Annotated in this window: 27 protein-coding genes; 11 read left to right on the top strand and 16 right to left on the bottom strand. The window is 48.2% G+C overall.

Annotated features, from left to right (window positions below; translation table 11 throughout):
- Window positions 1–273: 273 nt before the first annotated feature.
- Both MSMTP_RS05675 and MSMTP_RS05680 read left to right on the top strand, forming a co-directional pair.
- A complete protein-coding gene (locus tag MSMTP_RS05675) occupies window positions 274–564 on the top strand; it encodes a hypothetical protein (RefSeq protein WP_048178194.1) in 291 nt (96 codons plus the stop codon).
- Window positions 565–1,058: 494 nt separating this feature from the next.
- Complete coding sequence (locus MSMTP_RS05680) at window positions 1,059–1,862, top strand: winged helix-turn-helix domain-containing protein (RefSeq protein WP_048178195.1); 804 nt, start codon at window positions 1,059–1,061, stop codon at window positions 1,860–1,862.
- Window positions 1,863–1,931: 69 nt separating this feature from the next.
- Here the strand turns inward: MSMTP_RS05680 and MSMTP_RS05685 are convergent, their stop codons facing one another.
- The 5 genes from MSMTP_RS05685 to MSMTP_RS05705 form a co-directional block, all read right to left on the bottom strand.
- Window positions 1,932–2,240, bottom strand: coding sequence for a DUF3784 domain-containing protein (locus MSMTP_RS05685; RefSeq protein WP_048178196.1), 309 nt, complete (start codon window positions 2,238–2,240; stop codon window positions 1,932–1,934).
- 554 nt (window positions 2,241–2,794) lie between these two features.
- Entirely contained in the window at window positions 2,795–4,279 is a 1,485-nt protein-coding gene (locus MSMTP_RS05690; protein WP_048177463.1) for an IS1182 family transposase, read from the bottom strand.
- Between the two features lie 131 nt (window positions 4,280–4,410).
- The gene (locus MSMTP_RS05695) at window positions 4,411–4,719 is read right to left on the bottom strand and encodes a DUF3784 domain-containing protein (RefSeq protein ID WP_048178197.1); all 309 of its coding nucleotides are present in this window, start codon (window positions 4,717–4,719) and stop codon (window positions 4,411–4,413) included.
- A gap of 117 nt (window positions 4,720–4,836) precedes the next feature.
- Window positions 4,837–5,487 carry a TrkA family potassium uptake protein gene (locus MSMTP_RS05700; protein ID WP_048178198.1) on the bottom strand — a complete coding sequence of 217 codons (651 nt, stop codon included), beginning with the start codon at window positions 5,485–5,487 and terminating at the stop codon, window positions 4,837–4,839.
- 124 nt (window positions 5,488–5,611) lie between these two features.
- Complete coding sequence (locus MSMTP_RS05705; protein ID WP_048178199.1) at window positions 5,612–7,054, bottom strand: TrkH family potassium uptake protein; 1,443 nt, start codon at window positions 7,052–7,054, stop codon at window positions 5,612–5,614.
- 180 nt (window positions 7,055–7,234) lie between these two features.
- Between MSMTP_RS05705 and MSMTP_RS05710 the strand changes: the two genes are divergently transcribed.
- The 7 genes from MSMTP_RS05710 (at window position 7,235) to MSMTP_RS05735 (ending at window position 14,402) form a co-directional block, all read left to right on the top strand.
- The gene (locus MSMTP_RS05710; RefSeq protein WP_048178200.1) at window positions 7,235–9,043 is read left to right on the top strand and encodes an SLC13 family permease; all 1,809 of its coding nucleotides are present in this window, start codon (window positions 7,235–7,237) and stop codon (window positions 9,041–9,043) included.
- A gap of 273 nt (window positions 9,044–9,316) precedes the next feature.
- Window positions 9,317–10,741, top strand: coding sequence for a rhodanese-like domain-containing protein (locus MSMTP_RS05715; RefSeq protein ID WP_048178201.1), 1,425 nt, complete (start codon window positions 9,317–9,319; stop codon window positions 10,739–10,741).
- A 27-nt stretch (window positions 10,742–10,768) separates the two neighbouring features.
- Window positions 10,769–11,287 carry a YeeE/YedE thiosulfate transporter family protein gene (locus MSMTP_RS05720; RefSeq protein WP_197076150.1) on the top strand — a complete coding sequence of 173 codons (519 nt, stop codon included), beginning with the start codon at window positions 10,769–10,771 and terminating at the stop codon, window positions 11,285–11,287.
- A gap of 133 nt (window positions 11,288–11,420) precedes the next feature.
- Window positions 11,421–12,014 (top strand): YeeE/YedE thiosulfate transporter family protein, encoded by a 594-nt coding sequence (locus tag MSMTP_RS05725; RefSeq protein WP_048178202.1) that lies wholly within the window; start codon window positions 11,421–11,423, stop codon window positions 12,012–12,014.
- Window positions 12,015–12,198: 184 nt separating this feature from the next.
- Window positions 12,199–12,606 (top strand): DUF1699 family protein, encoded by a 408-nt coding sequence (locus tag MSMTP_RS05730; protein WP_048178203.1) that lies wholly within the window; start codon window positions 12,199–12,201, stop codon window positions 12,604–12,606.
- A gap of 206 nt (window positions 12,607–12,812) precedes the next feature.
- Window positions 12,813–12,944 carry a pentapeptide repeat-containing protein gene (locus MSMTP_RS18415; RefSeq protein WP_197076151.1) on the top strand — a complete coding sequence of 44 codons (132 nt, stop codon included), beginning with the start codon at window positions 12,813–12,815 and terminating at the stop codon, window positions 12,942–12,944.
- Window positions 12,945–13,565: 621 nt separating this feature from the next.
- Entirely contained in the window at window positions 13,566–14,402 is an 837-nt protein-coding gene (locus MSMTP_RS05735) for a winged helix-turn-helix domain-containing protein (protein WP_048178204.1), read from the top strand.
- 33 nt (window positions 14,403–14,435) lie between these two features.
- On the opposite strand, the gene MSMTP_RS05740 is transcribed toward MSMTP_RS05735, so the two are convergent.
- Both MSMTP_RS05740 and MSMTP_RS19665 read right to left on the bottom strand, forming a co-directional pair.
- The gene (locus MSMTP_RS05740) at window positions 14,436–14,624 is read right to left on the bottom strand and encodes a hypothetical protein (protein ID WP_048178205.1); all 189 of its coding nucleotides are present in this window, start codon (window positions 14,622–14,624) and stop codon (window positions 14,436–14,438) included.
- A gap of 42 nt (window positions 14,625–14,666) precedes the next feature.
- Window positions 14,667–15,026: a hypothetical protein gene (locus MSMTP_RS19665; protein WP_197076152.1), complete on the bottom strand. Its 360-nt coding sequence runs from the start codon at window positions 15,024–15,026 to the stop codon at window positions 14,667–14,669.
- Between the two features lie 24 nt (window positions 15,027–15,050).
- Between MSMTP_RS19665 and MSMTP_RS05745 the strand changes: the two genes are divergently transcribed.
- The gene (locus tag MSMTP_RS05745; protein WP_197076153.1) at window positions 15,051–15,251 is read left to right on the top strand and encodes a hypothetical protein; all 201 of its coding nucleotides are present in this window, start codon (window positions 15,051–15,053) and stop codon (window positions 15,249–15,251) included.
- A gap of 125 nt (window positions 15,252–15,376) precedes the next feature.
- Here MSMTP_RS05745 and MSMTP_RS05750 read toward each other — a convergent pair whose 3' ends face one another.
- The 4 genes from MSMTP_RS05750 to MSMTP_RS19010 all read right to left on the bottom strand — a co-directional run bounded on the left by MSMTP_RS05750 (window position 15,377) and on the right by MSMTP_RS19010 (window position 19,021).
- A complete protein-coding gene (locus tag MSMTP_RS05750) occupies window positions 15,377–15,823 on the bottom strand; it encodes a flavodoxin domain-containing protein (RefSeq protein WP_048178207.1) in 447 nt (148 codons plus the stop codon).
- A 478-nt stretch (window positions 15,824–16,301) separates the two neighbouring features.
- A complete protein-coding gene (locus MSMTP_RS05755; RefSeq protein ID WP_048178208.1) occupies window positions 16,302–18,071 on the bottom strand; it encodes a PAS domain-containing protein in 1,770 nt (589 codons plus the stop codon).
- Between the two features lie 313 nt (window positions 18,072–18,384).
- Window positions 18,385–18,768 (bottom strand): hypothetical protein, encoded by a 384-nt coding sequence (locus MSMTP_RS19670; protein WP_048178209.1) that lies wholly within the window; start codon window positions 18,766–18,768, stop codon window positions 18,385–18,387.
- A 28-nt stretch (window positions 18,769–18,796) separates the two neighbouring features.
- Complete coding sequence (locus MSMTP_RS19010; protein WP_156153694.1) at window positions 18,797–19,021, bottom strand: hypothetical protein; 225 nt, start codon at window positions 19,019–19,021, stop codon at window positions 18,797–18,799.
- A 608-nt stretch (window positions 19,022–19,629) separates the two neighbouring features.
- Here MSMTP_RS19010 and ilvD point away from each other — a divergent pair.
- Complete coding sequence (gene ilvD, locus MSMTP_RS05775; RefSeq protein ID WP_048178211.1) at window positions 19,630–21,291, top strand: dihydroxy-acid dehydratase; 1,662 nt, start codon at window positions 19,630–19,632, stop codon at window positions 21,289–21,291.
- 54 nt (window positions 21,292–21,345) lie between these two features.
- On the opposite strand, the gene MSMTP_RS19675 is transcribed toward ilvD, so the two are convergent.
- The 5 genes from MSMTP_RS19675 to mtxX all read right to left on the bottom strand — a co-directional run bounded on the left by MSMTP_RS19675 (window position 21,346) and on the right by mtxX (window position 25,296).
- Window positions 21,346–21,513, bottom strand: a complete 168-nt coding sequence (locus MSMTP_RS19675; RefSeq protein WP_197076154.1) for a hypothetical protein — start codon at window positions 21,511–21,513, stop codon at window positions 21,346–21,348.
- Between the two features lie 529 nt (window positions 21,514–22,042).
- Window positions 22,043–22,357, bottom strand: a complete 315-nt coding sequence (locus MSMTP_RS05785; RefSeq protein WP_156153695.1) for a hypothetical protein — start codon at window positions 22,355–22,357, stop codon at window positions 22,043–22,045.
- Between the two features lie 345 nt (window positions 22,358–22,702).
- Window positions 22,703–23,635: a tetrahydromethanopterin S-methyltransferase subunit H gene (gene mtrH / locus MSMTP_RS05790; protein ID WP_048178214.1), complete on the bottom strand. Its 933-nt coding sequence runs from the start codon at window positions 23,633–23,635 to the stop codon at window positions 22,703–22,705.
- 73 nt (window positions 23,636–23,708) lie between these two features.
- Entirely contained in the window at window positions 23,709–24,275 is a 567-nt protein-coding gene (locus MSMTP_RS05795; protein WP_231582987.1) for a tetrahydromethanopterin S-methyltransferase subunit A, read from the bottom strand.
- A gap of 181 nt (window positions 24,276–24,456) precedes the next feature.
- The gene (gene mtxX / locus MSMTP_RS05800) at window positions 24,457–25,296 is read right to left on the bottom strand and encodes a methanogenesis marker protein Mmp4/MtxX (protein ID WP_231582929.1); all 840 of its coding nucleotides are present in this window, start codon (window positions 25,294–25,296) and stop codon (window positions 24,457–24,459) included.
- Window positions 25,297–25,775 lie beyond the last annotated feature (479 nt).

Here is a 25,775-nt window from a genome sequence, read left to right on the forward strand (position 1 = left end):
TTTGCATTTTTACGGAATAAAATCATTATGATTTACATCCGTATATTTTTTCCAGTATTTTTTCCAGTATTTTTATCATAGCCGCCATTGCGTCCCCTGTCATGGCTTCCCGGATAGCTCCGCAGTTTTTCCCGCTCCGATTAAGGCCAAATCTTCCGTGTTCCGGGGCTCCTTCCGGCAGGCGGCTTTCCCTTCCCGGACCTGCCCATCAAGTCCCGTTTTTTTTGAATGATGTTAAATAAAATGAAAGACTATCCCTTTCAGGGGATAGCTATGAGTTTCACGATGGAAATTAAAACCGATTTCTCACCCCAGGAAGTGGGTGAGGCTATTCGCTCGGCAGTGGAGCATGAGAAGCACGTCGCAAAATACAAGATCAAGCGGTATTCTATGATCTGTGATGATTTCGAAAAGAAGTTCGGCTGCGTCTCCGGTGAGCTCAGGGAAAGGCTCGAAGCCGGGGACCTGGGCGATGACACTGACTTCTTTGAATGGTATGCTGCGAAAAGAGGGCTCGACCACTGGAGCAAAAGGCTGGAGGTTCTTTCGGGGACTTCTTTTTAAATATGTCTGTATATGGGTGCATTTGGAATTCGTTGAGTGCCTCTCAAAAGCAATTAAGAATCATCTAAACGATTTGGGTATTGTGGGGAGTGCTTGAGAATCATCTATACTGTTTGGGAATTTTCAGGAGCGCTTGTGACTTTTCGGGAAAAGTTGAAGATTATCTGGGCAGTTGGACATTATCGGGCATGGTTGAAGATTATCGGGAACAGTTGTGATTATCGGAAATTGTCGAGGATCATATCATGAAACTTACTCCGGACCTGGAAATAGAAACAGAGGTATTCCCACAGGAGGCCGCGGACGTCATCCGTTCGGCCCTGGAACATGAGAAGCACCTTGCAAAAAAGGCTGGAACTCCTTGAAGCCGTAAAGCTTTAAGGATATGCTGTCCCGCCCTCTCAGGTTTACGGTAATGTATAAATATTTTTACTCCTATCTATTTCTACTTCTATCATTTTATTTTTCAGTTTTTTCCCGTGGGGTCGTGTGTAGTGAGAAAAAGCCTTGTTGATCTGGTACTTCGGTCTGAAAAACGTCGGAATCTTCTCCTCTTTATCAAAGAAGAGCCCAGGAGTATTGAAGAGATCAAAGAATCCTTTTCCTTACCTGCCATTTCTATCCTGCCCCACCTTAAACAGTTAAAGGAAGGCAAACTGGTAGTTCGAAGAATATGGCCTAACGATAAGGTCTGGAAATATGAACTTACTCCGGTCGGTGAGGCGATTGTTGAAAATATGGAGGCTCTACTGGACACTCTGGAAACCCTGGAGAATAATTCGGATTACTGGACTCTGCGGAACCTCGAAGGAATCCCTCCTGTTCTCAGGGGGAGGATCGGAGAACTGAAATATAGCAAACTTATGAAGCCCGACCTCAACCACATGTTCGAGCTTAATCCGGAATTTGTGGAAAGCCTCCTCCAATCGGAGCGTGTGCTCGGATGTGCTTCTTACTTTCATCCCTCATTTACAGGCCTCTATCTTGACCTTGCAAAAAAGGGTGCAGATGTTTGTTTTATGTTGACTGACCCCGTGTTCGAAAGGTTCAAAGCCGATTTCAGGGAAGAAATGTGCAGCTTACTGGGGTTTGAAAATGTAAGTATTTTCGTTTTTCCGGAAGATTCTAAGGTCGCAGGCCTCACAGTAACGGACAGGTTCTTCCTACTCGCCCTTTTTCCGGAAGGAGAGTTCTTCGACAATGAATGTCTGATCTGCTCCGAACCAGCGGCGATGGAATGGGGCAAAGAGCTCTTCTTTCACCTCCAAAAACAGGCTACCGAAGTACTTGAAATTTGAATAAGGGGCGTTTGAAAAATCCTTTCGTTTTTTGGAACCGTGTTTGTTGAGCAGGGTTTATTGTCCTACTTATTTTTTCTCGAACTTTTCAAAGCCCCGGTACATCCTGAAAAGCACGCCTATCGATACCAGGAGAATCAGTTTTCCTATCCAGGCTTCCAGGTCGGGCACATACCCTACCAGGAGCTGAATAAGCAGGAGCAATAGCCCCAGAAGCATAATGTTCGAGCCGCCCCATTTTGCAAACCCTGCTTTGTCCCTGATCTTTTTCGGGTCGTAAGCCGTGAGCAGCCCTGCAAGCTTGAAGTGCCAGACCAGAAAGCCGAGTGCAACGAAGAATATGCCGAGGTAAATAAGAGGTTCTGCCGTACTTTTCACCTACCTGGGATTTTTTGATATAGGGGTTTTACAACTGCAGGATAATAAGTCTACTCATTTTTTCATTCTGGCTCGCAAAGCGGAGCTTATGTCCTGATTCGTGAGATAATAGTCCATTAGAGACTGATCCGTGAGATAATAGTCCATTAGAGGCTGATCCGTGAGAAAAACAAAGGTATGTTATGAAAAGCCTGGAATTTCCTGAAAAACGCCGCCGAAATAAACATTTGAGTATGGAGGAAACGCCCGAGCGGCGCTTCTCCTGCCCCGGGCCTTTCACAGTTTCGCAGGTGTAGGAAGCAAATTTGTAGGAAGCAAATTTGTTGGAATCGCATTTTATTGGAAGCGTTTGGTTTTGCGGAAGCTGAAAGGCCCGGACTGGCTACTCAATGTTTTTTCTTCTACATCCTGTACTTAAAAGTTACCCTGCATGCTGCACGGAGAAGACTAAAAGGTCATTTACCAAGCTGTCTCAAAACCATTTTGAATTCTACAATTGGGTAATATCCATTTCCATTTCAATTTTTATTCAAAAAAAGATCAGTTTTCATTGATCAACGTACCATACTTGCCTTTCTTGCAGTAATTCCCCCTTTATTCCTACATTCATTTCCTCTCCCGGTTATCATATTCAGTATTTCCTTCAGGCTTTTTCCTTCTCTTTTCATGAAATCTGCTATTTTCTTTATGTTGTGTACAGTACACATCATAAGAAACTCAATTTTTGTCTTCCTTTTCCCTCTCAAAAGAAATTCCCTGAATCCTCTATCCTGTTTCATCTGGCCAAACACAGGTTCTACAGTACACATTCTTTTCTGATACTGTTCCGTTCCTTCTTCTGTATTCAGTTTAGCCCTCATATTCTCCATGAGGTACTCCCTTGGATCTCTTGATATTGTCCTGTTTTCACTCTCAGTACATGCATTTTTTAACACACACAAAGAACAATACTTGCAGACATAATACCGTAAATCTGGCTCATCATTCCTTTTTTGGATTCTTGTAAATGGGATTTCAAAAGCAGCAGGGCAATAATAACAGTCCTTTTCCGGATCATATTTAAAGAGAGATTTTCTGAACTTCTTTGTTTTTCCCCTTTTCTCTACTTCATAAAAGTTATCAGGAATATAAGCATCAATTTCTTGATCGAGTAAAAATTTCACATTATCATATGAAAAATAACCTGCATCTGCCAGCACTATTGTCGGCTTGTATCCCAGTGTTTCCTTTACATTTTCTATCATTGGTACAACTTGATGCAAGTCATTTTCTTCATCGACAACGTCTGATGCAACGATTATTTGTTCCTTTTCATCAACAGCAACCTGACAATTATAGGAAGGTTTCTTGCTTCCATCTTTATGCTTCATAATTTTAGCATCGTTGTCTGTGATGTTTACTTTTTTTAACTTTTCTTCGTCAATTTTTTTCATAGCAGCTTTGATTTTCTCTACTCTTTTCTGCTTGTTAACCAGTTCTTCTGGCACCTGGTACGGTGTCGAATCACCATAAATTTCGTCTTCCTGTTTATCGATCTCAATGCTTTCTTTGAGTATCTTATCGATCTCTTTTTTGAGAGCGTCGGAACTTTTACTTTGTCTTGGTGAAGCGTTTGCCTTAACCTTTGTTCCATCGATCGAAATACTGGAACCAATCATATCCATTTCCTTACAAAACGTGACAACCTGTGAAAATATTTCTTTAATAGAGTCAAGATGAGTTGAACGGAATCGACAAATAGTGCGGAAATCAGGTTTTTGCATAGCTGCAAGGTACATAAAAGCAGTATCAGTTTGTGTCATTTGCTCTATCTTGCGTGAACTTCTAATGTTTATAAGGTACCCGTAGAGTAAGATTTTTAAAAGAAATCTTGGGTGATAGGCAGGACAACCTTCCTCAGAGTAAGTGGACTCAATATCACTGATATCAACGAGATCTATGAGGTCGTTTAACACTCTGGCAATATGGTTTTCAGGAACAAACTCTTCCAGGCTTAATGGAAGTAAAAATTGCTGCTTTTGATCGTACTTTTTGAACATGGTGAAACACTGGAATTAATTTTCTCAAATAGTGTACTTAGATGTAATACATATTTTTAAAAAGATAAATATTCCTAATATTTCTTACCCAAATGTACGATCAAGCATAGTTTTGAGACAGCCTGTTACGTTCATTTTTTCTCATACCTGCCGGTTCCGAGGGCCGTCAGGACAGCCATTGCAAAGATGATAAGGAAGTCTAAAAGAACCGATTTTTCGACAGTACTGGACCCTGTAATGTCTAAGCTGGCGTTAAGAATGATGAGTACGCCTGTCAAAAGAAGGTTTCCGCTTATCCATTTTGCAAGGCCTTCCTTATCCAGAACTTTCTTTTCATCATATCCTGCGAGGATATTTACCGGCTTCAGGCGCCAGAATACAAGCCCCAGCAAAATGAAGAATGTCCCGTAAATCAGGCGGATAAGGATCAGGGGTTCCATTTTTTATTCCTCCTTTATTCATGTTTTCTGAATTCCTTTTTCCTGAATTTCTGCTTTAAGCATTCATGGTTTCCGTATTCATATATCTCGGAAAAATAAGGGGAAAGGGCTTGAGGTTCACATTTCCTGAAGCTTTTCGTAGATCCGGTTAACGTGTTCCGAGCGCGTTATTATGATTAGCTCGTCTCCTTCTTCCAGCTTTGGGTTTTCCGAAGCCAGGATAAAGTCTTTTTTCCTGTAAAGGCCGATGAATTCGGTTTTTTCCGGGATTGGGAGTTCGTGGATTCTTTTCCCTTTATGCCGTTCTCCTGCCAGGAAGCTGATAAAGCGGACATCGGCCCGGACCAGGTTGCTGAGCTGGATGGTGTCCACGTCACGGAGGGCGTCAGTGATGATGGTGGAGGAAATGTGCGGGGGGTTGATAAGGTAGGTGAACCCGAGTTTCTTTGCGACCTGCGTGAACTTTTCGTCGTCAGTCTTGATGATGGTTTTTTCTATCCCGGCTTCCCGGGCAATAAGCCCTATGAGGATGTTGTCCTGGTCGTGGTTAGTGCAGGCTACAACCGCGTCTGCCGCCTCAATTCCTGCCTTTTCCAGGATGTCCGGGCGGGTCCCTTCGGCATTTATCACTGTGCAGTCGAGTTCTTCCGCCAGGTCTCTTGCGAGTTCTTCGTCCCTTTCGATAAGGACCACTTCATGTCCCTGCCTGATCTGGCCGCGTGCAAGGTGCGTCCCCAGGGCACTTGCCCCCACAATAATCAGTCTCATTTCCGTGTTCCCCTTTTCATGCTTCTTTTTTGCGCTTCTTTTTTATGCTTCCTTTTTTCCTATGCTCTTCTTTTCTCTCATTTTTATTTATCTCTACCGCCCTTCAAACATCTCCTTTTCGGATTTAGCGCCTGCTCTCCAGCCAGGTGCGGGGTAAAAGCAGGATGCAGAGCGGGATTACTTCTACCCTTCCGAGCAGCATGTCCGCACAGAGCACGAGTTTGAGCAGGCCAGGCATTGCCGGGTTCGTAACCCCCACGGACAGGCCTGCAGTTGCAAGGGCGCTTGAGGTTTCGAAGATGGCGTCTCCCGAATCGATGCCGTAAAGCATGAAAATAAAGGCCGAAAAGACCAGGACCCCCGAATAGAGCAGCACATAGGTCATGATGCGGTAAATCTCTTCGGAATCAACTACCTGCGCCCCCACTTTCAGGGGGGTAACCGCTTCCCGGGGGAGGAAAAAGCGGTAGAAGACCAGCCTGACCAGCTGCACGATTACGATCAGCCGGAAAAGTTTAATCCCTCCCGTGGTTGAGCCGATGCTGCCCCCTATGCACATGAAGGTGCTGAGGAAGCCTTTTGATGCATCGGAAACGGGGGCAAGGTCTATGGTAGAAAATCCCGTGCCTGTGAGGGCCGAGGCTGTCTGGAAAGCGGCGTCCGGCAGCATCCTGAGGAGCTCGAGTCCCACGCTGCCTCCGGAGAGGGCGAAAGCGAAGACAGGGGTCCCCAGCAGGGCAAGCCAGAACATATACCTGACCTGGGAGTCTCTCGTGAGAGTCTTCCGGTCCCTGAGGATTTCGGGGTACAGGGAGAAGCTGATTGCCCCCATGAAGCAGGAGATAGTAATCAGGAAAGGAATGAGAATACCTCCGTACGCCCCGATGCTCTCGGGCCTTGTGGAAAAACCGCCTGTGGAAATGGCGCTCAGGGTGTGGCAGAGGGCGTCATAAAAAGGCATCCCGGAAAAGAGCAGGAGCAGGAGGGAGAGCAGGGTCAGGCCCAGGTAGACCGCCCCAAGAGCCCTGGCTGTTGCAACGACGCTCGGCCGGATCCGGCTTTCCCCGAAGTTTACTCTGTAGAGCCGGAAAGCCGTGGTCCCGGGTCGGATAAGGACTCCGAGTACGAGCACGATGATCCCTATCCCGCCCACCCACTGCAGCCAGGAGCGTGTGAAGAAAAAGAGCCTTGTCGGGGAAGCCGGGGCCAGGCTAAGGCCTGTCGTGGTAAGCCCGGAGACGCATTCGAAGTAGGCGTCCAGGAAAGGCATCCCGGCAGACAAAGCCATGGGAACCGCGCTTACGAAAGAACAGAGGGGAAAGGTGATGGCTGCAAGGATGACTGCCTCTTTTACTTCCAGTTCATAGTCCGGGAGCGCTTTGTAGAGCCCTATGCCTATAACCGCGCTTATGAGGACGGTTACCCCGTAAATGGAAACCGCGTCCGTCTCTCCGAGTACCAGGGCGGCGAACATAGGTACAAGCAAGACCCCTGCAAAAACCAGCAGGAGATGCCCCGTATACCTGAGGACTGCGACCGGATTTACAGGGGAGACGAGTTCGTACATAAGAGCTAATAGCAGTTTTTTCTTTAAGTCTGTTTCATTGAAAACAAGCAGTTTTTTCTTTAAGTCTGCCTCACTGAAATAATTTTGTAAGGATGCCCTGATTTTTTTATGATGGGACCCAATTTTTAAAGGGTAGAACGCCTGATCAGCGAGGAGAGAGCATGGGGGATGATATAAGACATGAATTCTGGCCTGACACCTGATATCCTGCTTGTGCTGCTGGTCCTTGCCGGCACAATCGTTCTCTTCGTGGGGGAGTTTTTCAGGGTGGATGTGACCGCGGGCCTGGTCATGTTGACCCTTGCCTGGACAGGCCTGGTAAGCCCCAAAGAGGCTTTTTCAGGCTTCGGGAGCAATGCCGTTATGTCCATTATCGGGGTGATGATCCTGGGCAGGGGAATTGACAGGACCGGGCTCATGAACCGGGTGAGCCGAAAGATCCTTTCCCTTGCTGGTTCCAGCGAAAGGAGGCTTCTGGGGGTGATCTGCACGGTTGTAGGCCTGATTTCGGCTTTCATGCAGAACATCGGTTCTGTTGCCCTTTTTTTGCCCGCGGTCCTCCGGATTTCCAGGGCTGCAAAACTCCCGGCTTCCCGGCTCCTCATGCCCATGGGCTTTGCGGGGATCCTGGGAGGCACCCTTACCATGGTGGGTTCCGGGCCCCTGATCATCTTGAACGACCTCCTCCGGCAGGGCGGACAGGAACCTTTCGGGCTCTTCAGCGTAACCCCAATAGGGCTTGCCCTGCTCTTTTCCGGGATCGCATATTTCCTGCTTTTCGGGAAATACGTGCTCCCTTCAAAAACCCCCGAAGAGGAAAAAGCAGGGGGAAGAAGCTCCCAGCAGCGCCTGATAGAGACCTGGCAGCTCCCTTCCGCAATTTCCTGTTTCAGGGTCCCTGACGGATCCCCTCTTTCCGGAATGACCCGGGAAGAGTCCGGGCTCTGGCGGGACTACGGGCTGCACTTGCTTGCCCTTCTTGAGGGGGATGAACTTTCCTATGCCCCCTGGCGCTACACCCGCTTCGCTTCGGGGCAGGTCCTGGCTCTTCTCGGGGAAAAGGAGGATATCGGACGCTTTGCTTCGGCGAACGGGCTTGAGCCTGTGGAGCGGTCCCTGCTCTGCACCGAACTGTCGGGGGAAGGGGCTGCCGGGTTTGCCGAAATTATAATCCGGCCCAGGGCCTCCATTTCCGGAAAGACCCTCAAGCAGATTGCTCTGCGCAAGCACTTCGGGGTAGACCCGATCCTGCTCCTGAGCGGGGTAGAGGAAGTCCGGGAGGATTTCTCCGACCAGGTCCTGCAGGCTGGGGCTACGGTGATCGTCTATGGGCCCTGGAACGCGGTGAGGGCCCTGGGAGAAACTCCGGACTTCGTACTCCTGACCCCCGTGGAAGAAGAAAAAGCAAGGGAGGGAAAAGTCGGGATTGCTTCCCTCTGCTTCCTCGGGGCAATAGGCCTTGCTATCTCGGGCTTTACCCTTTCCCTGAGCCTGCTTTCGGGAGCCCTGGCAATGGTCCTCTTCCGGGTGCTCTCCATTGAGGAAGCATACAGGGCGGTGGACTGGAGGACGGTCCTCCTGCTGGCAGGGCTGATCCCTCTCGGCATTGCCATGGACAGCAGCGGGGCTGCAGCCTTTGTTGCGGGGGAGCTGATGAAGGTAGTTACGGGGAGCCATCCCCTGCTCATCCTTTTTTCCATTGCAGTCCTTACAACCCTTTTTTCCCTCTTCATGTCCAACGTGGCCGCAACAGTGCTCCTGGTCCCCCTGGTCCTGATCATAGGGGAATCTACGGGTCTGTCCCCGGGAGCCCTTGCTCTGCTTGTGGCGGTTTCGGCTTCAAATTCCTTTGTGCTCCCCACGCATCAGGTCAATGCCCTCCTAATCGGGCAGGGGGGGTACCATAATACGGACTACATAAAGGCAGGGGGGGTAATGACACTTATTTTTCTCCTGATTGCGGTGGGTATGGTTTATTTTTACCTGTAAATCAGGGAGCCCGTTCACAGGGGGCGAAAGTGAGGGTAAACTACAATCCCTGAGCCGAAAACGGACTTAAAGCGCCATAGAGCCATAAACAGGTGAAGGAAATGAATGTAAAAAATGGGAGTAAGCAAATCAATATAATATAAGTTACAAAATAGTTACTGTTAGTTACAAAATGGGTAGTTGTCAGAAGGGACTTTAAAGGTAATCTTATTGATCGACCGGTCAGCAGTTGAGCCGGCAGGTTATATAGTTTAAATGTTTGGGGGATCTTGTATGTTAGTACAGCAATTTTTTGTAAAAGGCATAGCGCACAGTTCTTACATCCTTGCCGGAAAAGAAACCTGTGCAGTTATTGACCCGCGCAGGGATACCGACATTTATCTCGAGGCTGCAAAGGCTCTCGGTGTGAAAATTACCCACATCCTGGAGACCCACCTGCATGCCGATTTTATCTCGGGGCATATTGATCTGGAAGAAGCTACCGGGGCAAAGATTTACGCCCCGAAATCCGGGAACTGTGAGTTTGAACACGCAGGGCTTTCCGAGGGGGACAGCTTCGAAATCGAGGACATGGAAGTCCGGGTGCTGGAAACTCCCGGGCATACGCCCGAACACATTTCCTACGTCGTTTCGGACAGTTCCAGGGGGTCTGACCCTGTGGCTCTCTTTTGCGGGGACACGCTATTCGTGGGGGACGTGGGCCGTCCCGACCTTTTTCCCGGGAAGGCGGAGGAACTTGCGTCCCAGCTTTACGACAGCCTCTATTCCAAACTGCTTTCCCTTCCCGATTCCTGTGAGGTCTACCCGGCCCACGGGGCAGGGTCGCTTTGCGGGAGGTCCATGGGGGCCAAACGTTCAAGCACCATCGGATATGAACGCAAGTACAACTACGCCCTGCAGATCCCTGACAGGGAGAAGTTTGTAGAGGCACTTACGACCTCCATGCCTCCTGCCCCGGACCATTTTTCCCGCTGCAGCAACGTGAACCGGGAAGGGCCGGCAAAGCTTGGCACCCTGCCCCAAATCAGGGGAATTCCTCCTGCAGAATTTTTTGAGCTTGCGGGAAGGAATGATACCCTTGTCCTTGACACCCGTTGTTTTGAGGGCTTCGGGGGGGAGCATGTGCCCGGCTCTTATAGCATCGACCTGGGAGGTAACTTCGGGACTTTTGCGGGCTGGCTTTTGCCCCCCGAGCGGCAGGTCCTGCTGGTCTCGGACAGCGAAACCCATGCCCTGGAAGCCGTGGATTGGCTGCACAGGGTCGGGCTTGATAACGTTCTCGGCTATCTGGAAGGCGGGATGTTTGCCTGGGTTACCTCGGGCCTGCCCACAGCTCATGTCCCGCAGCTCTCGATTCCCGAACTCCATGCCAGGTCCCGGGAGGCTGAACCGCTGGTAATTCTGGACGTCCGGGCCCCTTCCGAGTACGAAAGCTTCCACATCGAATATGCTCTTAACATCCCTGTCCCGGAACTTCGGACGCACTACCCCGAACTCGATCCTGAACACGAAACCGTACTCATCTGCAGCACAGGGCACAGGTCGAGTATGGGCTGTAGTATCCTGAAACAGCACGGGTTTGAGCGGGTTTACAATGCTGCGGGCGGGATGACCGGGTACAATGCTGCCGGTTACGGCCCCGAATGTCCCATGTGCTCCCTCTCCTGGGCAGGGAAATCCGGCAGGAAGGAAACCTGAGCCTGTAGCAAGCCGGGGGGAAGGGCAGTGGACATATTTTCCATGGAGCAGTGGTCTCCTTATGCGGTCGGTATCGGAATAGGAGTTTTGAGCTGGTTTACCTTCTTGCTTTCGGACAAACCCATCGGAGCCTCAACGGCGTATGCCAGGACAGCAGGGATGCTTGAGAAGCTTTTAAGGGGGGAAAAGGTCGGAGAGATGGCTTATTTCAAGAAGTTCCCGCCGGTTGTTGATTGGGAAGGGATGCTTGTTGCGGGCATAGTGCTCGGTTCTTTCCTTTCGGCCTGGCTCTCCGGGACTTTCCGGCTTGAGTGGGTCCCTTCAACCTGGGCTGTCAGTTTCGGTTCCTCTCCCCTTCCCCGGGTGCTTGCTGCCCTTGCAGGCGGTTTTTTAATCGGCTTCGGGTCCCGCTGGGCCGGGGGCTGTACAAGCGGGCACGGAATTTCAGGGACGTTCCAGCTTACCCTGAGCAGCTGGATCTCGGCGATCTGCTTTTTCATAGGCGGCATTATAACGGCTTTTCTTCTCTTTAGCTTCGGGACATGAGGGGGTAAATGAGATGCGGAGTAGAATCCAGAACCGGGAGACAGGCCGGATTGAGAGCCGGAAGAGACCGATCGGGGAGCCGAAAGTCAGGGCGGATAGAAAGCCTGAAGCTGATCCTGATGGAGGGTAGAAAATGAGTACGCAACCCCGGAAACAGGTCAATGCGGGGTGGGTAAAGGAGCTCCATTCCAGGAAAGGGCTTCAGCTTGGGCTGGGCTTTTTTTTCGGGATTATCTTCGGGTTTTTGCTCCAGAAAGGTGGGGTTACCCGGTACGATGTGATCATCGGGCAGCTCCTCCTTTCCGATTTTACGGTGGTGAAGGTCATGCTTTCGGCGGTCATCACGGGCATGCTCGGGGTCCGTTTCCTGAATAGCCTGGGTTTTGTCAGCCTGCACCCGAAACCGGGTTCCCTGGGGATGAATGTGATCGGGGGGCTTATTTTCGGCATGGGTTTCGGGATTCTGGGTTATTGCCCCGGCACGATTGCAGGGGCTGTGGGAAACGGGTTCCTGGACGCACTTTTCGGGGGACTTGTAGGAATCCTGCTCGGGGCTGCGGCTTTTGCCGAACTGTACCCGAAGTTGGAGAAGGACGTCCTGAAAAAAATGGATTACGGGGATATAACTCTTCCTGAACTTTTAAATATCAGCCCATGGGCTGTGGTTTTTCTGGCCGTGCTTCTCCTGGGAGGGGTGTTGTGGGGGCTTGAAAGGCTCGGGTTGTGAGTTCCGGTTTTCCCGGGATTCTTTCCTTTCTGTATATTTTGGGCTTGTTTCGTGGGCTTTCAGGGAAAGAAATGTCTCCGAACTTGCTAAAAAAAACCGCCCGTGGCAGATAAATATTTATAACAAGTAAAGGATTTAATATTAAGTAAAAACGTAAAATAATATTTTAGTGGGGGAAATTTGTATGAAGATACGTGTAGTTAGTTCCAGAGAAGAGATTTTTACGCTCAATCCCAATGAAAGAGTTGTTCATCTGGCTTTCCGCCCTTCGAACAAGGACATCTTTGCGCTGGTTGAAACCTGCCCGAAAATTGAAGTTATCCAGCTTCCTAAATCTTACAGGCGGACGGTTTCAAAGTCAATCGAAATGTTTCTTGAAATGCAGAGAATCCAGCTTATCGAAGGGGATGTATGGGGTCACAGGAAAGACATTAACGAATACTACAGCATCCCGTCCTCCGTGCTTGAGAAGATCAGGGAATTAAAGCTGGAAGGCACACCTGCCGAGCGGATAGAAGAAAAGGTTTCAAGGGAAAGCAAGCTTAATCCCGAAATGGTCGCCTACATCCTTACCAAGGAAACCACAGCCTGAGTTTTAGCTCCTTAAACAAAATGGCTGTTAAAGTAAATAGTTAGTACAGAAGTTTTATCAACTTAAAAATTTTAGTTGCCATTTCCCAGCTCCTTTTTTTATAAGGAGGTCTGCAAAAACTTCATGTGTTAGTAGCTGAAGCTTTATCGATAACTAAATTCTGGTTGACAGGCTAAAATCCTGATTTGTAGCCTGAATTCTGACTGGTGCTCGAGATTTTTATCGACAGCAACTTTATCGACAGCAACTTTATCGACAGCAACTTTATTGACAGCAACTTTATCGACAGCAACTTTATCGACAGCAACTTTATCGACAGCAACTTTATCAACAGCTAATGATGCTTGAGCCCTTTACAGATCGCAGCTTTATCGATGACTAAATCCTGGTTAACAGCCGAAGCTTTCCTGAAGCTTCGGGCCTGTGAGGGCATGGACTGTTGCAAGCTTGTGGTTTGATGACTTTTGCTTAATAGTAACAACTATTTTGCTTAATAGTAACAACTATTAACAAAAGTTTTTTCTTATTGAGTTTATCCCAAAACCAATTTTTTAATTAGCTGTAATTTTTTGAGATTCTTTTTCGTGATCCGAACCCAGATTACTTATTTAAAATAAGAGATTCAAAGGAACAAATATTGAGTTTTGGGATATGCTCATTCATAAAAAATCATTTCCGGCCTTCCGAAATCTGTTGAGTTTTTGTGGATTGTGGGTTGTGCGGGTTTTTATGAGAAATGGGAAAATTGTGACTTTATTGGGGCCTATTCATTATAACTTTTCCATTTCCCTTTCATCCTTTGTAAACTTTTATATATCATCAGACATAAAGGCAAAAATGCGGGGATGAATAGTGGAATCATTTCCTGATATGCAGGTATTTTGGGAGTAGCAACAACTTATATAAACTTCCTTCGTAGTTTATTTAAAAAATTATTGAATTGATATGGGGGCCTAAGGGTGAAGTCCGAACTGATGGATATGGTTTTTCTTTCGGAAAAGAGAAAAAATCTTCTTCTCTTCCTGAAAAGCGGGCCGAAAAACATAGATGAAATCAAGGAAACCCTTCAGGTTAGTTCTACTTCTATCCTGCCTCAGATTAAAAAGTTGAAAGAACAGAAACTGGTGCTCCAGGAGGACAAAACCTACGAACTTGCCCCTATAGGAAAAGTTCTGGTTGAAAAAATGGAGCCTATTGTAAGCACCCTGGAACTTTTTGAGGAGAACTTTGAATATTGGGCTGAAAGGGACCTGTGTGGAATCCCTCCCGAGCTTCGGAAGCGGCTGTGGGAACTAGGGAAATGCAAACTGATAAGGCCTGACCTTGAGCGGATGTTCGAATTTGACCCGGAATTCATGGATAACCTCAATAGAGCGGATCACATCTTTGAAAGCATAGCCTACTTCCACCCTGCTCTTATAACCCTCTGCCGGGATATTGCAAATAAAGGGGTGGAAATCTCTCTTCTTGTGGCAGAACCGGTGCTTCAGCGCTGCATAGACGATTACAGGGAAGACCTCCTGCACTTTTTGAGCCGGGAAAACGTAACGCTTTTCCTGTATTCCGGAGAACTGAGAATTGCGAGCCTGACAGTAACCGACGACTCAATGAACCTCTCTCTTTTCTCCAGAAAAAGACACTTTGACGGGGAAAGCCTGGTAAGTTATGACTCATCCTCCCTTAAGTGGGGAATGGAACTTTTCAAGCACTTGCTCAAAAATGCGGAGCAAATCACGGAAATTCCTGAAGGAACCCCCGATAAAGTCCCTGCTGAAAACTCCGGATTCGATTCCTGATAAACCTGATTTGATTCCTCATGAAACCTGATCTCAGGCAAGGTTGACAAACCAGTTTACCCTGTGACGCTGTCCGCAGTTCGGGCAGATGAGTATGACTTCAAAAAAGTCAGCCTTTTTTTGGAAAGAAACGTGAAAACCCAATCTGTACCCGCAATTTTCACAGATGTGGAACTCTTCTTCAATTTTCTTTTCTATAATACCTTCCGAGACGTCTTTCATTTACATACCCCTCCTAAATCATACAATATTAACAAAGTTTATCTACTCCCTGCTTAATTTTATTGCACTCTTCAAATTACTCTTCAAATTACTCTTCAAATTACTCTTCAAATTACTCTTCAAGCTGAAGCAGGAGGAAACCTTATACCGGGCTTTTACGAACAGCGAGCTTCTTACGACACAAGGGTAAAAACTCTGATTATCGCCATTTTTCTGTCCATCCTGGTTTTTTACGTACTTTCCGTTTACGGGCTTTTCGGCTTCGGGGCGGATCCCGGAGAGAGGCGTTTCCTGCCCATTGTCCTGCTCCTCTTCCTTTTTGGGATGTGGGGCTTTTTCGGGATGAAATTCAGGATCACCTTTGACAGTGTGGCTGTAACCTATCCCCCTTTCAAGTACCACATTCCCTTTTCCGAGATCCGCTCCGTGGAACTCATGGGAAAATTCCCCTGGTATACTGGATGGGGCCTCAGGATTCAAGGGCGCAAACTGCTTTTTGTGGGAAAACACGGAAGGTCCGTGGTCATCACAAAAGAAACGGGGTTTTTCAGGACAGTTGCCCTGGTCCCCGAAAATCCCGAAGAATTCAGGAGAAGGATTGAAATTTCCATTGAGCAGGTTCCGTAACCTTTGAATGGCTATGTCCCTGAAACAAATTGTTCATGTGGAGTAAACCGCACAGCTCCGGAACAAACTCATGGCAATCTGTTGAATCGCAAAGTCACAGGATAACCGTTTATATTTTTTTACGATCATGCCGGTTTAACCTGCTGTTTCAGCGTTTCAGCCATATCTACCCCCAGTCTCTTGCATTCCTGGAGGTCCTTGTCCGTGGGCTTGTGCAGGATACGGAGCACCGGATCGATAACGTGCATTCCCATTTCTCGCATCTGCTCCGCAATCACGATGGGCGCTTCTCCGCTCCAGCCGTAGGACCCGAAGGCAGCTCCGACTTTTCCTGCAGGTTTTATGCCGGCAAGGGTCTCGCTCATGAATTTCTCCATGGGAGGCAGCATTTTGTAGTAGAATGTAGAAGAACCGACTGCTATTGCATCCGCTTCCTTCAGTTCCTCGGGTTTTGCGTCGTAGAAACTGACGGCTTTTACATCTACATGCATCGCTTCAATCCCTTTAGCTATGGCTTCTGCCATCGCTTTTGTATTTCCGGAAGTACTGAGATAGACAACTATTGCTTTCAACTGGTATCCCCCACTCTAATGATATTACTATTAGCTGACATCACTTCGCTAACTTCACTTCGCTAACTTCACTTTAGCCGATATCACTTCGCTAACTTCACTTCGCTAACTTCACTTTAGCCGATATCACTTTGCTGACATCACTTCAGCCGACATCACTTCTGGCATCACTTTAGCCGACATTATTTTTATATTTACATGCTTTAACCGGACAAATATGGTGCCCGGGGTAAACAGGAAGTAAAAATTTACAGCCAGGCGTATTCCCTGGTTTCAGGTTTGTTTCCCTGGTCTCAGGCTTATTCCTGAAATTAAGTGAATTTCCCGACGAAGACTCCCTCGCATAACAACTCATAATAAAGGGGTTCTTGCGTTTTCACTCCCCGATCCAGCATTATTTATAAAAATAATTTTAAATAAGGATTTCGTCTGCTTTTAGAGGTATTCGGGCAGGTCCGATTTGTCTCCGGTCCGGAGCTTATGCAAGGTCCGCTTCGATACGGATCGGAGCAATATAGTTTACCATCTGGAGGGCGATGCTTTCGAGGAAATTCCGGGCATTCCGGGGAATCTTATCCAGGGTATGGGAGGCAAAGTTCAGGCTGCCTATGATTTCTCCCCTGTATTTCAGGGGGACTATCGCAACTGCCTTGATTCCTTCCTTCCTTATCGCATCAGTCATTTCTTCGGAGTAGAAATCCATTGTATAGATTGGCTTTTCAATCCAGATCTGCCTTGCTTCCCTGGAATTGGCCTGATACCTGCCAACCTTTTCTTTGAACTCGGGGGAAATCCCCCTGTGCGCTACCAGGTTTATCTGGTCCAGGAGTTCGTCCTTAAGGTATATGCCTCCCGCATCAATCCCGTTTACCCGGAGGCAGGCTTCCAGGACCTCATTTAGCATGGCCTGGAGGCTCCAGGTCGAACTCAGGGACATCCCGAGTTCCCGCTGGATGTCGAGCATTTTTTCAACTTCCTTGCGCTCGGTTGTGTCCAGAACTATGCCCTGAAAATGGGTTGCTTTGCCTTCCTGATCCCGCTGGATAAAGGTCCTCTCTTCAACCCATCGCAGATTTCCGTCTTTGGTGAAGATCCGGTATTCCATTTCAAAAGAGTCGCGCCCTTCTCTTATGCAGTTTTCAAGGGCTTCGGTGACCGCTCCAATGTCGTCTTTGTGGACAGTGTTTCCGTAGAGCACTTTTCCCGAACTGAAGTCTTCCACCGTGTACCCGAGCTGCACCACGTTCTGGGAGACAAATTCCACAGGCCAGTTCTCTTCATTTCTCCAGAGGAAAACAACCGCAGGGTTGTTGTTTATTACGGTCTTGAGGGCTTCCTGTGTTTCAAGGGCTTCCTTAAGAGCTTCTTCGCTCTTTTTCCGCTCGCTGATGTCCAGGACAATCCCCTGGAAATGGGTTACTTCCCCGTCCGAGTTCCGCTGGATAAAAGTCCTTTCATTCACCCAGCGCAGGTCCCCGGCTTTCGTGAGGGTCCTGTATTCCATGTTAAAGTCCACAGCCCCTTCCATGATCCTCTTCTCGAGCTTTTCCTCCACTTTTGCCAGGTCTTCGGGGTGGATTATATCCCCGTACAGGACCTTTCCGGAGATGAAGTCATCAACCGTGTACCCAAACTGGATCACGTTTTCCGAAACGAACTCCGCAGGCCATTTCTTTTCGTTTTTCCAGAGAAAGACCACTGCCGGGCTGTTGCTGATAACGGTCTTGAGTATTTCCTGCATTTCAAGGGCTTTTTTGAGGGCTTTTTCGCTCTTTTTCCGGTCGCTTACGTCCTGGATAATCCCCTGGAAATAGCTGACTTCCCCGTCCGAGTTCCGCTGGATAAATGTCCTTTCGTTTACCCAGCGCAGGTCTCCGGTTTTTGTTCGGACCCTGTACTCCATATTGAAGTCCTTGCCCCCTCCCATGATCCTTCTTTCAAGCTCTTCCTCCACTTTTGCCAGGTCGTCGGGGTGGATTATGTCTCCGTACAGGACCTGTCCCGAGATGAAGTCCTCGACCGTGTACCCAAACTGGACCACGTTTTCCGAAACAAACTCCGCAGGCCACTTTTCTTCGTTCCTCCAGAGGAAGACCACCACAGGGCTGTTGTTGATAATGGTTCTTAGGGCCTCTTCCCTTTCCATGGCTTCCTGAAGGGCTTTTCCCCTTTCGTTCGGATCGTCATCTCTTTCAGGATGGCCTTCATTCGGAATTTCCTGGTTATTTTTTGAATTCTCGCTGTCCATTTCCTCCCCACCGCCTGCGCATAATTTCCGTACTATCTTGTCGGTCCCTTTGAGGCTTTACCCTTCTTTATATAATTGGGTTTTTATCGAATATCAGTTTTTTTAATGCTAAATATCAGTTCTATACAGGTAACAAGACGAAAATTATTTATATTATTAAAAAGGTAACAAGATTCCGTGTTCCTTTATTGTCCTACTGGTTACCGGGTAGGAATAAACATCCGGTACTCTCCAGCAGTATCGTGCCTTATGGGAAGCCTGAGCCACTCATGAACTCCTATTACCGGGTAAATCCAAAAAGTACTTAATACCGTTAAAGCTCCCGAAAATCGGGAGCAAGGTGATAAAGGTTAAATGGCAAAAAAATGGCGTAATCAGTGGAATGGAATACCGGAGAAAATGGCATAAGAATGGCATGAAAAACGGAAAAAAATGGCAAAAACAGAAAATGGCAACAAAAGAACAAGGGCAAAATGTAGAAAAAAGCAGAAAATGGCAACAAAAGAAAGAGTACAAAAAAGCAAGAATACAAAAAAGCAAGAATACAAAAAAGCAAGAATACGTCCAAAAGCATAAAACCTCCAGAAAGATGCTGCGATGGAGCCCCATGACCGGCTTTGTCGCTCTTCTCCTCCTTTTCATGATTCCTTTCCCCTTCCTTTCCCCTTCCCTTCTTTTCCCGCTCTTTTTGCTTCATTCTTCCAGATACGCTTCGATTTCCAGCCTTACCATCCTGACATGGACAGCTCCTTTGGCATCCGGGGATGGCTTTTGATATAATGCTCTACCAGTTTGGATATGAATTCCTGTTTCAGGCTTTCGGGGATTTTTTGGATGAAGGGGTACCAGGTCGAGGCTATCCAGGCCCTGAGGCCTTCTTCTCCTCCGAGCAGCATGTCTTTCGGGATAAGTTCCATGCGGCGGGGGAAAAGCCTGCGTCTTCGAGCCATTTCCCATATTCTTCCGGACCGTAGAAACCGTAGGGAAAAGTGAAATCACTGAAATTGGGGCTCCATTTTTCGTTATTGAGCATCGAGTCCAGGACTTCAAAAATTTCTGAGGCGTTTCCCCTGCCGCCCAGATGGACCAGTAGCCTGCCAGGACCGAGCTTTCAAAATAAGTTTATGGCCCCAGCGGTACATGGGAAGTAAGCTGTCCGGTTTCCCGATAAATGTTTCCCGGAAGCCGGGTGAAAAAAAGTTGGTGAACAGGTACGACCATTTTGGGGTTGTAAAAGTTGCTAGTAATCTGTTTGTTAAATGGAGTGATCTTGTAGATGCAGGTCGGAATGACCCGTTCACCAGGTCTGTTCAATCCCTGAGGAACTCGGATTGGCTATATAAATATATGTGTATTATTATATTTTATTTCCTTTTTGTGCAAGTATCTCTCATTCAAGCGGACAAATGAGAAAAATTTTAACGGGTTTTTATCTTTTTTACTTCCTTTTCAGGAAACTACAGCTTTCCTTTCCCCTAATCTGCTTTCCACCAACCTGTTTTATACTATGAAGTTTTTTCCTATTCTATAACACCGTCAGATCATAAGGAGATTCACAATGAGAAGTTCCATCGTCAAAGAGGGCCCTGAAAGAGCCCCTAACCGTTCACTTTTGAAAGCAACCGGGGTTACGGATTCCGAAATGAAGAGACCGTTCATCGCCGTTGTAAACTCCTGGAACGATATCATTCCGGGGCATATCCACCTGAACAAGCTGGCTGAGGCCGTGAAAGCCGGGATCCGGAATGCCGGTGGGGTGCCTTTCGAATTCCACACCATCGGAGTCTGTGACGGGATCGCTATGGGACACGAAGGCATGAGATATTCCCTCCCGAGCAGGGAAGTTATCGAGGACACCATCGAGCTGATGGTAAAAGCCCATCAGTTTGACGGGATGGTCATGATCCCTACCTGCGACAAGATCGTGCCCGGGCACCTTATGGCAGCCGGCAGGCTTGATATCCCTTCCATTGTGGTGACAGGAGGGCCCATGCTGCCCGGCTACGTGGAAGACCAGTACACGGACCTGATCTCTGTGTTTGAAGGGGTCGGAGCCTACAAGGCGGGCAAACTTTCCGAAAAAGAGCTCGAAAGGCTTGAAAACCTTTCCTGTGCAGGTGCAGGGTCCTGTGCCGGGATGTTTACGGCAAACACCATGGCCTGCATGACCGAAGCGCTCGGCCTGAGTCTTCCCGGCTGTGCAACTGCCCATGCCGTTGACGCAAAGAAGGTCCGCATCGCAAAGGAGTCCGGGGAACGCATCGTGGAACTCGTAAAGGAAAACATCACCCCGAGAAAAATGGTTACACTCAAGTCTTTTGAAAACGCCATCATGGTAGACATGGCAGTCGGGGGCAGCACCAATACGACCCTGCACCTCCCGGCCCTTGCCCACGAGTTCGGGATCGACCTCCCGCTCGAAGCCTTTGACAAGCTGAGCAGGACAACTCCCCACCTGATTTCCCTCCGCCCCGGCGGCCCGAATTTCATGCTCCACTTCGACCGGGCAGGCGGAGTCCAGGCAATCCTCCAGCGGCTTGCTCCTAAACTCAACAGGGACCAGCTGACAGTGAACGGAAAGACCATCGGGGAAAACCTGGAAGAGTACGAGATCGTAAACCCGAAGCTCAATAAGGAAATCATCACAACCCTCGAAAACCCGAAACATGCCGAAGGCGGAATTGCAGTCCTCAAGGGCAGCCTTGCCCCGGACGGCTCGGTTGTGAAACAGGCTGCAGTGGACGAGAAGATGCGCGTCCACACCGGGCCTGCCAGGGTTTACGAGTGTGAAGAAGACGCCATGGAAAGCATCCTTTCAGGCGAGGTAAAGCCGGGGGACATCGTGGTGATCCGCTACGAAGGGCCGAAAGGTGGTCCGGGTATGCGGGAAATGCTCGCTGCAACCGCCGCCCTCGTGGGCATGGGCATGATCGATTCCGTGGCCCTTATCACGGACGGCCGTTTCTCGGGAGGGACCCGCGGCCCCTGCATCGGACACGTTTCCCCCGAAGCCAGTGAAGGCGGTCCGATCGCCCTCGTGAAAAACGGGGACCTGATCGAGATCAATATCCCTGAGAGAACCCTGAACCTGAAGGTTTCCGAGGAGGAACTGGAAAAGAGAAGGGCTGCTTTCGTACCCCCTAAAAAGGAAGTAACCGGCTACCTGGCAAGGTACCAGCGTGCCGTGCACTCCGCAAACACGGGCGGAATCGTTGACTGATTAAAATTTCAACTGATTCGAAATAAGTCCGTCGGCTAAGAACCGCATTGAAATTCAATCCGGGAGGGGGGCCTTCTCCTTCCTTCCTTCCTTCCTTCCTTTTTCTTTCTTCCTTCCTTTTTCTTTCTTCCTTCCTTTTTCTTTCTTCCTTCCTTTTTCTTTCTTTCTTCCTTCCTTCCTTTTTCTTTCTTCCTTCCTTTCTTTTTCTTTCTTCCTGCACATCTTTTTTTCTTAATTCTTTCCTGTTCGGTGCAGTGACTTTTTTCTCCAGGGATTCCCTGAAACTTCTATCCGGAAACTTTTATGCCCTGAAACTTTTATGCCCGGAAACGTTTATGCCCTGAAACTTTTATGCCCGGAAACGTTTATAGTTCCTCAAGTTCATTTTTTAACCGGAATCATTAGGAGGTTGGGATTCTGGAAGTAATGGGTTTATGTGCAATTTGTGGGAAATCGGCAAAACTGTATACCTGTCCCATTTGCGGAAAACTTGTCTGCGGAGAGTGTATGGATCACAGGAAAGGCATGTGCGTCCGCTGTGCTCGCGGGAGAGGAAGCCCCGCGGGAGAGCCCGGAGGTCCTGGGATTTATAAATAAGCGGGCAAAAAAAGGGTCTGGGCAGGTGGGTTATAAGCAAGCAGGGCTAAAGCGGGAAAAGATACTGTAAGGACCAGGTTGAAAAAAGGGGGTTTGGGAAGAAAACGGAACGAAAAGGTATTTTTCCCTGTATTTTTCTGAAAACGATCAGGGCTTACCAGCCGTGGATCTCCTCTTCTGGTTCGTTTTCATCATGGTAGAAGCGGAACTCTTTCTTTTCGGAATCTTCCGCAAAGACAAATTTTTCTTCTACTCCCACCTTGGCAAAGGCAAGGGCATCGTCTGCGTCCCTCACGGCTGGCAGGAGGTCCACGTCCACATGGTCGTAGACCTTGCTCTCTGGCAGAAAAGCCGTGACGATGAACCAGTCGATGTCCCCTACGTAATCCTTGCTCACATAGCGGCTCTGTCCCGGTGGAATTTTGGTCGCCTTCTGGTGCATCTCGGTCCCGTCAGCCCGGTAAGCCACAAAACGGATGGTATGGTTGGTTTTATTCTTGATTATAGCCAGTTTACCACTCCCCTGAATTTCAGTGCTATCTGGAATTGACTCTTATGGAATAGACTCTTACTGGAATTGACTCTTACTGGAATTGGCTCTTACTGGAATTGACTCTTACTGGAATTGACTCTTATGGAATAGACCCTATTTCAGGAAAATTATACTATGGATTTCTAATTCAAAAAAGTAAATACTTATGGAAGCATAATTTCTGAAAAAAGATTCCTTTCTGGCCGCGGGGAGGCAGCCGGAAAGTTTTATTTGAACTGGTTAAAACTATCTCTGAAATTTTACTCAGGTCTGGAATTTTGCTCAGACCAGCAGGTTAATGGGGTGCCTGCCCGAGGGTTCGATGTCAAGGTCCGCTACGGCTTCTGCGATCATAATATCGCTCATGGCAGCCATGGGGAATACGTACTTTGCGTATTCGATAGGGCCGTAGAGGATGAAGTCCCCTGCGGCTGCCTGCTGCAGGCAGGTCGAACCTATGTCGCAGACCCTGTACACAATGGGGTCTTCTTCTTTTTTCCGCTGCAGCCAGTTCCAGGCCGAGGGAGCGTTGTGGATCCCCGAACCTGTGGGGTGTCCCCACTTCGCCTTGGCAGTGATTGTCATCCTGAGGGCGACCCCTGCCCCGTTTCCCATGGGGGTGATGCTCGGGTCGATCAGTTTATTGACGATGCCGCAGCTGTCGGCAATTGAAAGGAGTCCTTCCTCGAGCAGCCCGGCTCCGTTTTCGAGCATGTCCATCCTTCCTTTCAGGGAGGAGTCCATGGCATTGAAGCCGAGGATAACGGAACTGTCAATATCGGAACTTGCCAGGGCTTCGATTTCTGCTTCCGTGATGCTCATGTTTATGGAATTATAAACAGCCCGGTCCGCAAGCCCGATTTCGCTTACGTATTTTGCAGCGTGTGCCCGCACGTTTCCCTCGGAGGAGTCAATGAGGAATGGGGCATCCGAAACTTCTGCAATGAAGTCGATATAACGGGTGATGCTTTCGGGAGTGGTCCCGTAAATGTGTACCATGTGGGGGTTTCCGGTCTCTTCAGAACTTGCTTCCTGCAGGTTGACCACCTTTTCGGCTGCTGCCCTGTCAAAAAGGCCTTTTGCCGCGTCCTCCACAATGCCGTGTTTGTTATAAAAAATGGTTCCTGCAAGCACTGTCGGGAGTTCTCCGGGCTGCCCGCCTACCTTTACCCCTGCAATGTTAACGATTTCCTGTTCGTTCTGGAACTTAAACATTTTGAATCCTCAAAATTAGCCTGTTTAATATAATTATATTCAACTTTTATCGCTTCTGTACATTTGCTCTGTTTCAGAGGCTTTCAGCCGGGCAAATTATTCCTGCCTCTGCATCCATAACAAATTCTTCAGAAATAATCACGTCCCCGTTAACGGGAACTGCAAGAGAACATTGTTTTTTCTTCGGGGAGCAGACGACGAGGGGCTCTTCGGGATATGCTTCGTTTTTGTTTCTGTACTCATCCACGATTTTCCGGATCTCTTCCGTATCGTTAAGCCCTATTCGGTCCAGCATGATAACCTGCTGCTGGAAGCGCTCGACTGCCTCTCCGGGGACGTTTTCTATGAAAGGGATTGCCCCTTCGGACCTGATTATCCTGCCCTGTTCATCGATACCGCCAGCATGGATTGCAAGCAGGGACTGGCCTGCAAGGTGGCCTCTTGACTCGGTCCCGCAGACCAGGATGTACCTGATATTCGAATTCGAAATAGTGTTAACGATTATTTTTTCGACCCCGAGGTTTTCGGTTTTGGAACTTCCCCAGAGCGCAGCTTCGGGATATGCTTCCAGGTGGCTTGCAAGGGTTACTACCGCAATCCTCGATTCAGGATTCCCTACCCTGTAGTCTCCTTTTACCACCGGCCAGTTTTCTGCAACCTTCAATTAATCACCTTTATTTAATAAGCTAAATTAATTACTTTCATGAATCGTCTTTTTCAATTTTTTTTCATGAATCCCCTTCATTAATTTCCTTCATAAATCCTTCACGAATAGCCTTCAATAAATCTCCTTAATGGATTCCCTTCACGGATTCTCTTCATTAATTCCCTTCTTTTCTTTCCTTGTTCAGGTGGGAAAGCGCACTTGCAAGCATGATGGCTTTTGTGAAGTGCCCGCCTACCCTGGATGTATCCACAAAGACGTAGTCGTCCATCAGCACGGGAGCCCCGAGCCCGTCTCCTCCACCCAGGAAAGCGATTGTCCGGAAGATGAGGTTTCCTGAGATGCCGTCAGGGGCCATGATGAAGTTAGATTCCTTTATGGCGTCTTCGATGAGGATGGTATGGTGCTTAACCTTAATCCCGAGTTCCGCTACCTGGCTGCTTATGAATTCCCCGTCCGCAAGGGTCCGGTCCACACGTCTGTCCCTTCCTATATCTCCCATCCTGCCTCCGGAAAGCACGCCAACGACCGGTTCTACCCCAAACCTTCTGATGTGTTCTGCGCCCAGGGTAATCATCCGGATCTTGTCCGCAAGGGAGTTCCCTTCGTCAATTCCCACAGGGGCAAGGAAAAAAGGCGTTCCGTCAACCGTCAAAAGCAGGGCTAGCCTGTAGATCTTCCTCATGCCCAGGGCCAGCTTCAGGTTGGTAAGGGTTCCGGAAGCTTTTGCAGTCCCCCGGATCGCAGCATCGACCTTCCTTGAGATGAGGAGTTCGATGAGGGTTTTTTCGGGATCTTCGGTATCAACTACCTCAAGCTCGGTCCCGATTTCGTCAATTTCCTTTTTGTTTCCCACCAGGACGACCTGTGCATAGCCCAGCATCTGAGCCCTCCATGCACTTTCAAGAAGCTTCGGGGTGGGTTCCCTTATTCCCATAGCCACCTTAGCCCGCTTTGCCCGGGCCCGTATTTCGATGGCCTCCAGGAGGGTATTCATGCCATTATTTTCCATATAGATCAGTACTGTAGACCATTACTTTTTGGTAAGATTTAAGGTAGTCCTTTGAAAATCAACACAAACATTAATTAACTTTCCCTTTCAACCCGACTTCTTATTTTTGACTTGAGAGCTTCGTAGGGTGCCGGTAGCTTCCGGAATTCCCGGAACTTCCGGTTCGGAGTTTTAGAGGTTTCGGATTTTACTTCATTCTTTGCAGCAATTTCTTGAGATAGCCGCCTTTGTGCGGACAAAAACGGTTAAAGACGGTATTCCGGAAGTCTCTGTTCAGTGCAATTTATCTGCAACTCTTGCCGGGTCGTTTTGCTCGTTTAAATGGACTTTAACCGGGACAGCGTTTATACTGTATTTCTGTGTTTATTATCAAAAACAGTGCCAATAGGCATTGTACCCAAATCCTTATACATGAAAAATTATTTTAACATATAAGGTTATGAATGAGTATCCTTTTTACTGGT

The organism is Methanosarcina sp. MTP4, assembly GCF_000970045.1.
Lineage (GTDB): Archaea > Halobacteriota > Methanosarcinia > Methanosarcinales > Methanosarcinaceae > MTP4.

What these genes read in the sequence shown, in the direction of transcription:
- MSMTP_RS05675 (WP_048178194.1), top strand. Translation starts at nt 274, where the DNA reads ATGAGTTTCACGATGGAAATTAAAACCGATTTCTCACCCCAGGAAGTG.
- MSMTP_RS05690 (WP_048177463.1), bottom strand. Translation starts at nt 4,279, where the DNA reads ATGTTCAAAAAGTACGATCAAAAGCAGCAATTTTTACTTCCATTAAGC.
- MSMTP_RS05695 (WP_048178197.1), bottom strand. Translation starts at nt 4,719, where the DNA reads ATGGAACCCCTGATCCTTATCCGCCTGATTTACGGGACATTCTTCATT.
- MSMTP_RS05700 (WP_048178198.1), bottom strand. Translation starts at nt 5,487, where the DNA reads ATGAGACTGATTATTGTGGGGGCAAGTGCCCTGGGGACGCACCTTGCA.
- MSMTP_RS05705 (WP_048178199.1), bottom strand. Translation starts at nt 7,054, where the DNA reads ATGTACGAACTCGTCTCCCCTGTAAATCCGGTCGCAGTCCTCAGGTAT.
- MSMTP_RS05710 (WP_048178200.1), top strand. Translation starts at nt 7,235, where the DNA reads ATGAATTCTGGCCTGACACCTGATATCCTGCTTGTGCTGCTGGTCCTT.
- MSMTP_RS05715 (WP_048178201.1), top strand. Translation starts at nt 9,317, where the DNA reads ATGTTAGTACAGCAATTTTTTGTAAAAGGCATAGCGCACAGTTCTTAC.
- MSMTP_RS05725 (WP_048178202.1), top strand. Translation starts at nt 11,421, where the DNA reads ATGAGTACGCAACCCCGGAAACAGGTCAATGCGGGGTGGGTAAAGGAG.
- MSMTP_RS05730 (WP_048178203.1), top strand. Translation starts at nt 12,199, where the DNA reads ATGAAGATACGTGTAGTTAGTTCCAGAGAAGAGATTTTTACGCTCAAT.
- MSMTP_RS05740 (WP_048178205.1), bottom strand. Translation starts at nt 14,624, where the DNA reads ATGAAAGACGTCTCGGAAGGTATTATAGAAAAGAAAATTGAAGAAGAG.
- MSMTP_RS05755 (WP_048178208.1), bottom strand. Translation starts at nt 18,071, where the DNA reads ATGGACAGCGAGAATTCAAAAAATAACCAGGAAATTCCGAATGAAGGC.
- MSMTP_RS19670 (WP_048178209.1), bottom strand. Translation starts at nt 18,768, where the DNA reads ATGAAGCAAAAAGAGCGGGAAAAGAAGGGAAGGGGAAAGGAAGGGGAA.
- MSMTP_RS19010 (WP_156153694.1), bottom strand. Translation starts at nt 19,021, where the DNA reads ATGGCTCGAAGACGCAGGCTTTTCCCCCGCCGCATGGAACTTATCCCG.
- ilvD (WP_048178211.1), top strand. Translation starts at nt 19,630, where the DNA reads ATGAGAAGTTCCATCGTCAAAGAGGGCCCTGAAAGAGCCCCTAACCGT.
- MSMTP_RS19675 (WP_197076154.1), bottom strand. Translation starts at nt 21,513, where the DNA reads ATGTGCAGGAAGAAAGAAAAAGAAAGGAAGGAAGAAAGAAAAAGGAAG.
- mtrH (WP_048178214.1), bottom strand. Translation starts at nt 23,635, where the DNA reads ATGTTTAAGTTCCAGAACGAACAGGAAATCGTTAACATTGCAGGGGTA.
- mtxX (WP_231582929.1), bottom strand. Translation starts at nt 25,296, where the DNA reads ATGAATACCCTCCTGGAGGCCATCGAAATACGGGCCCGGGCAAAGCGG.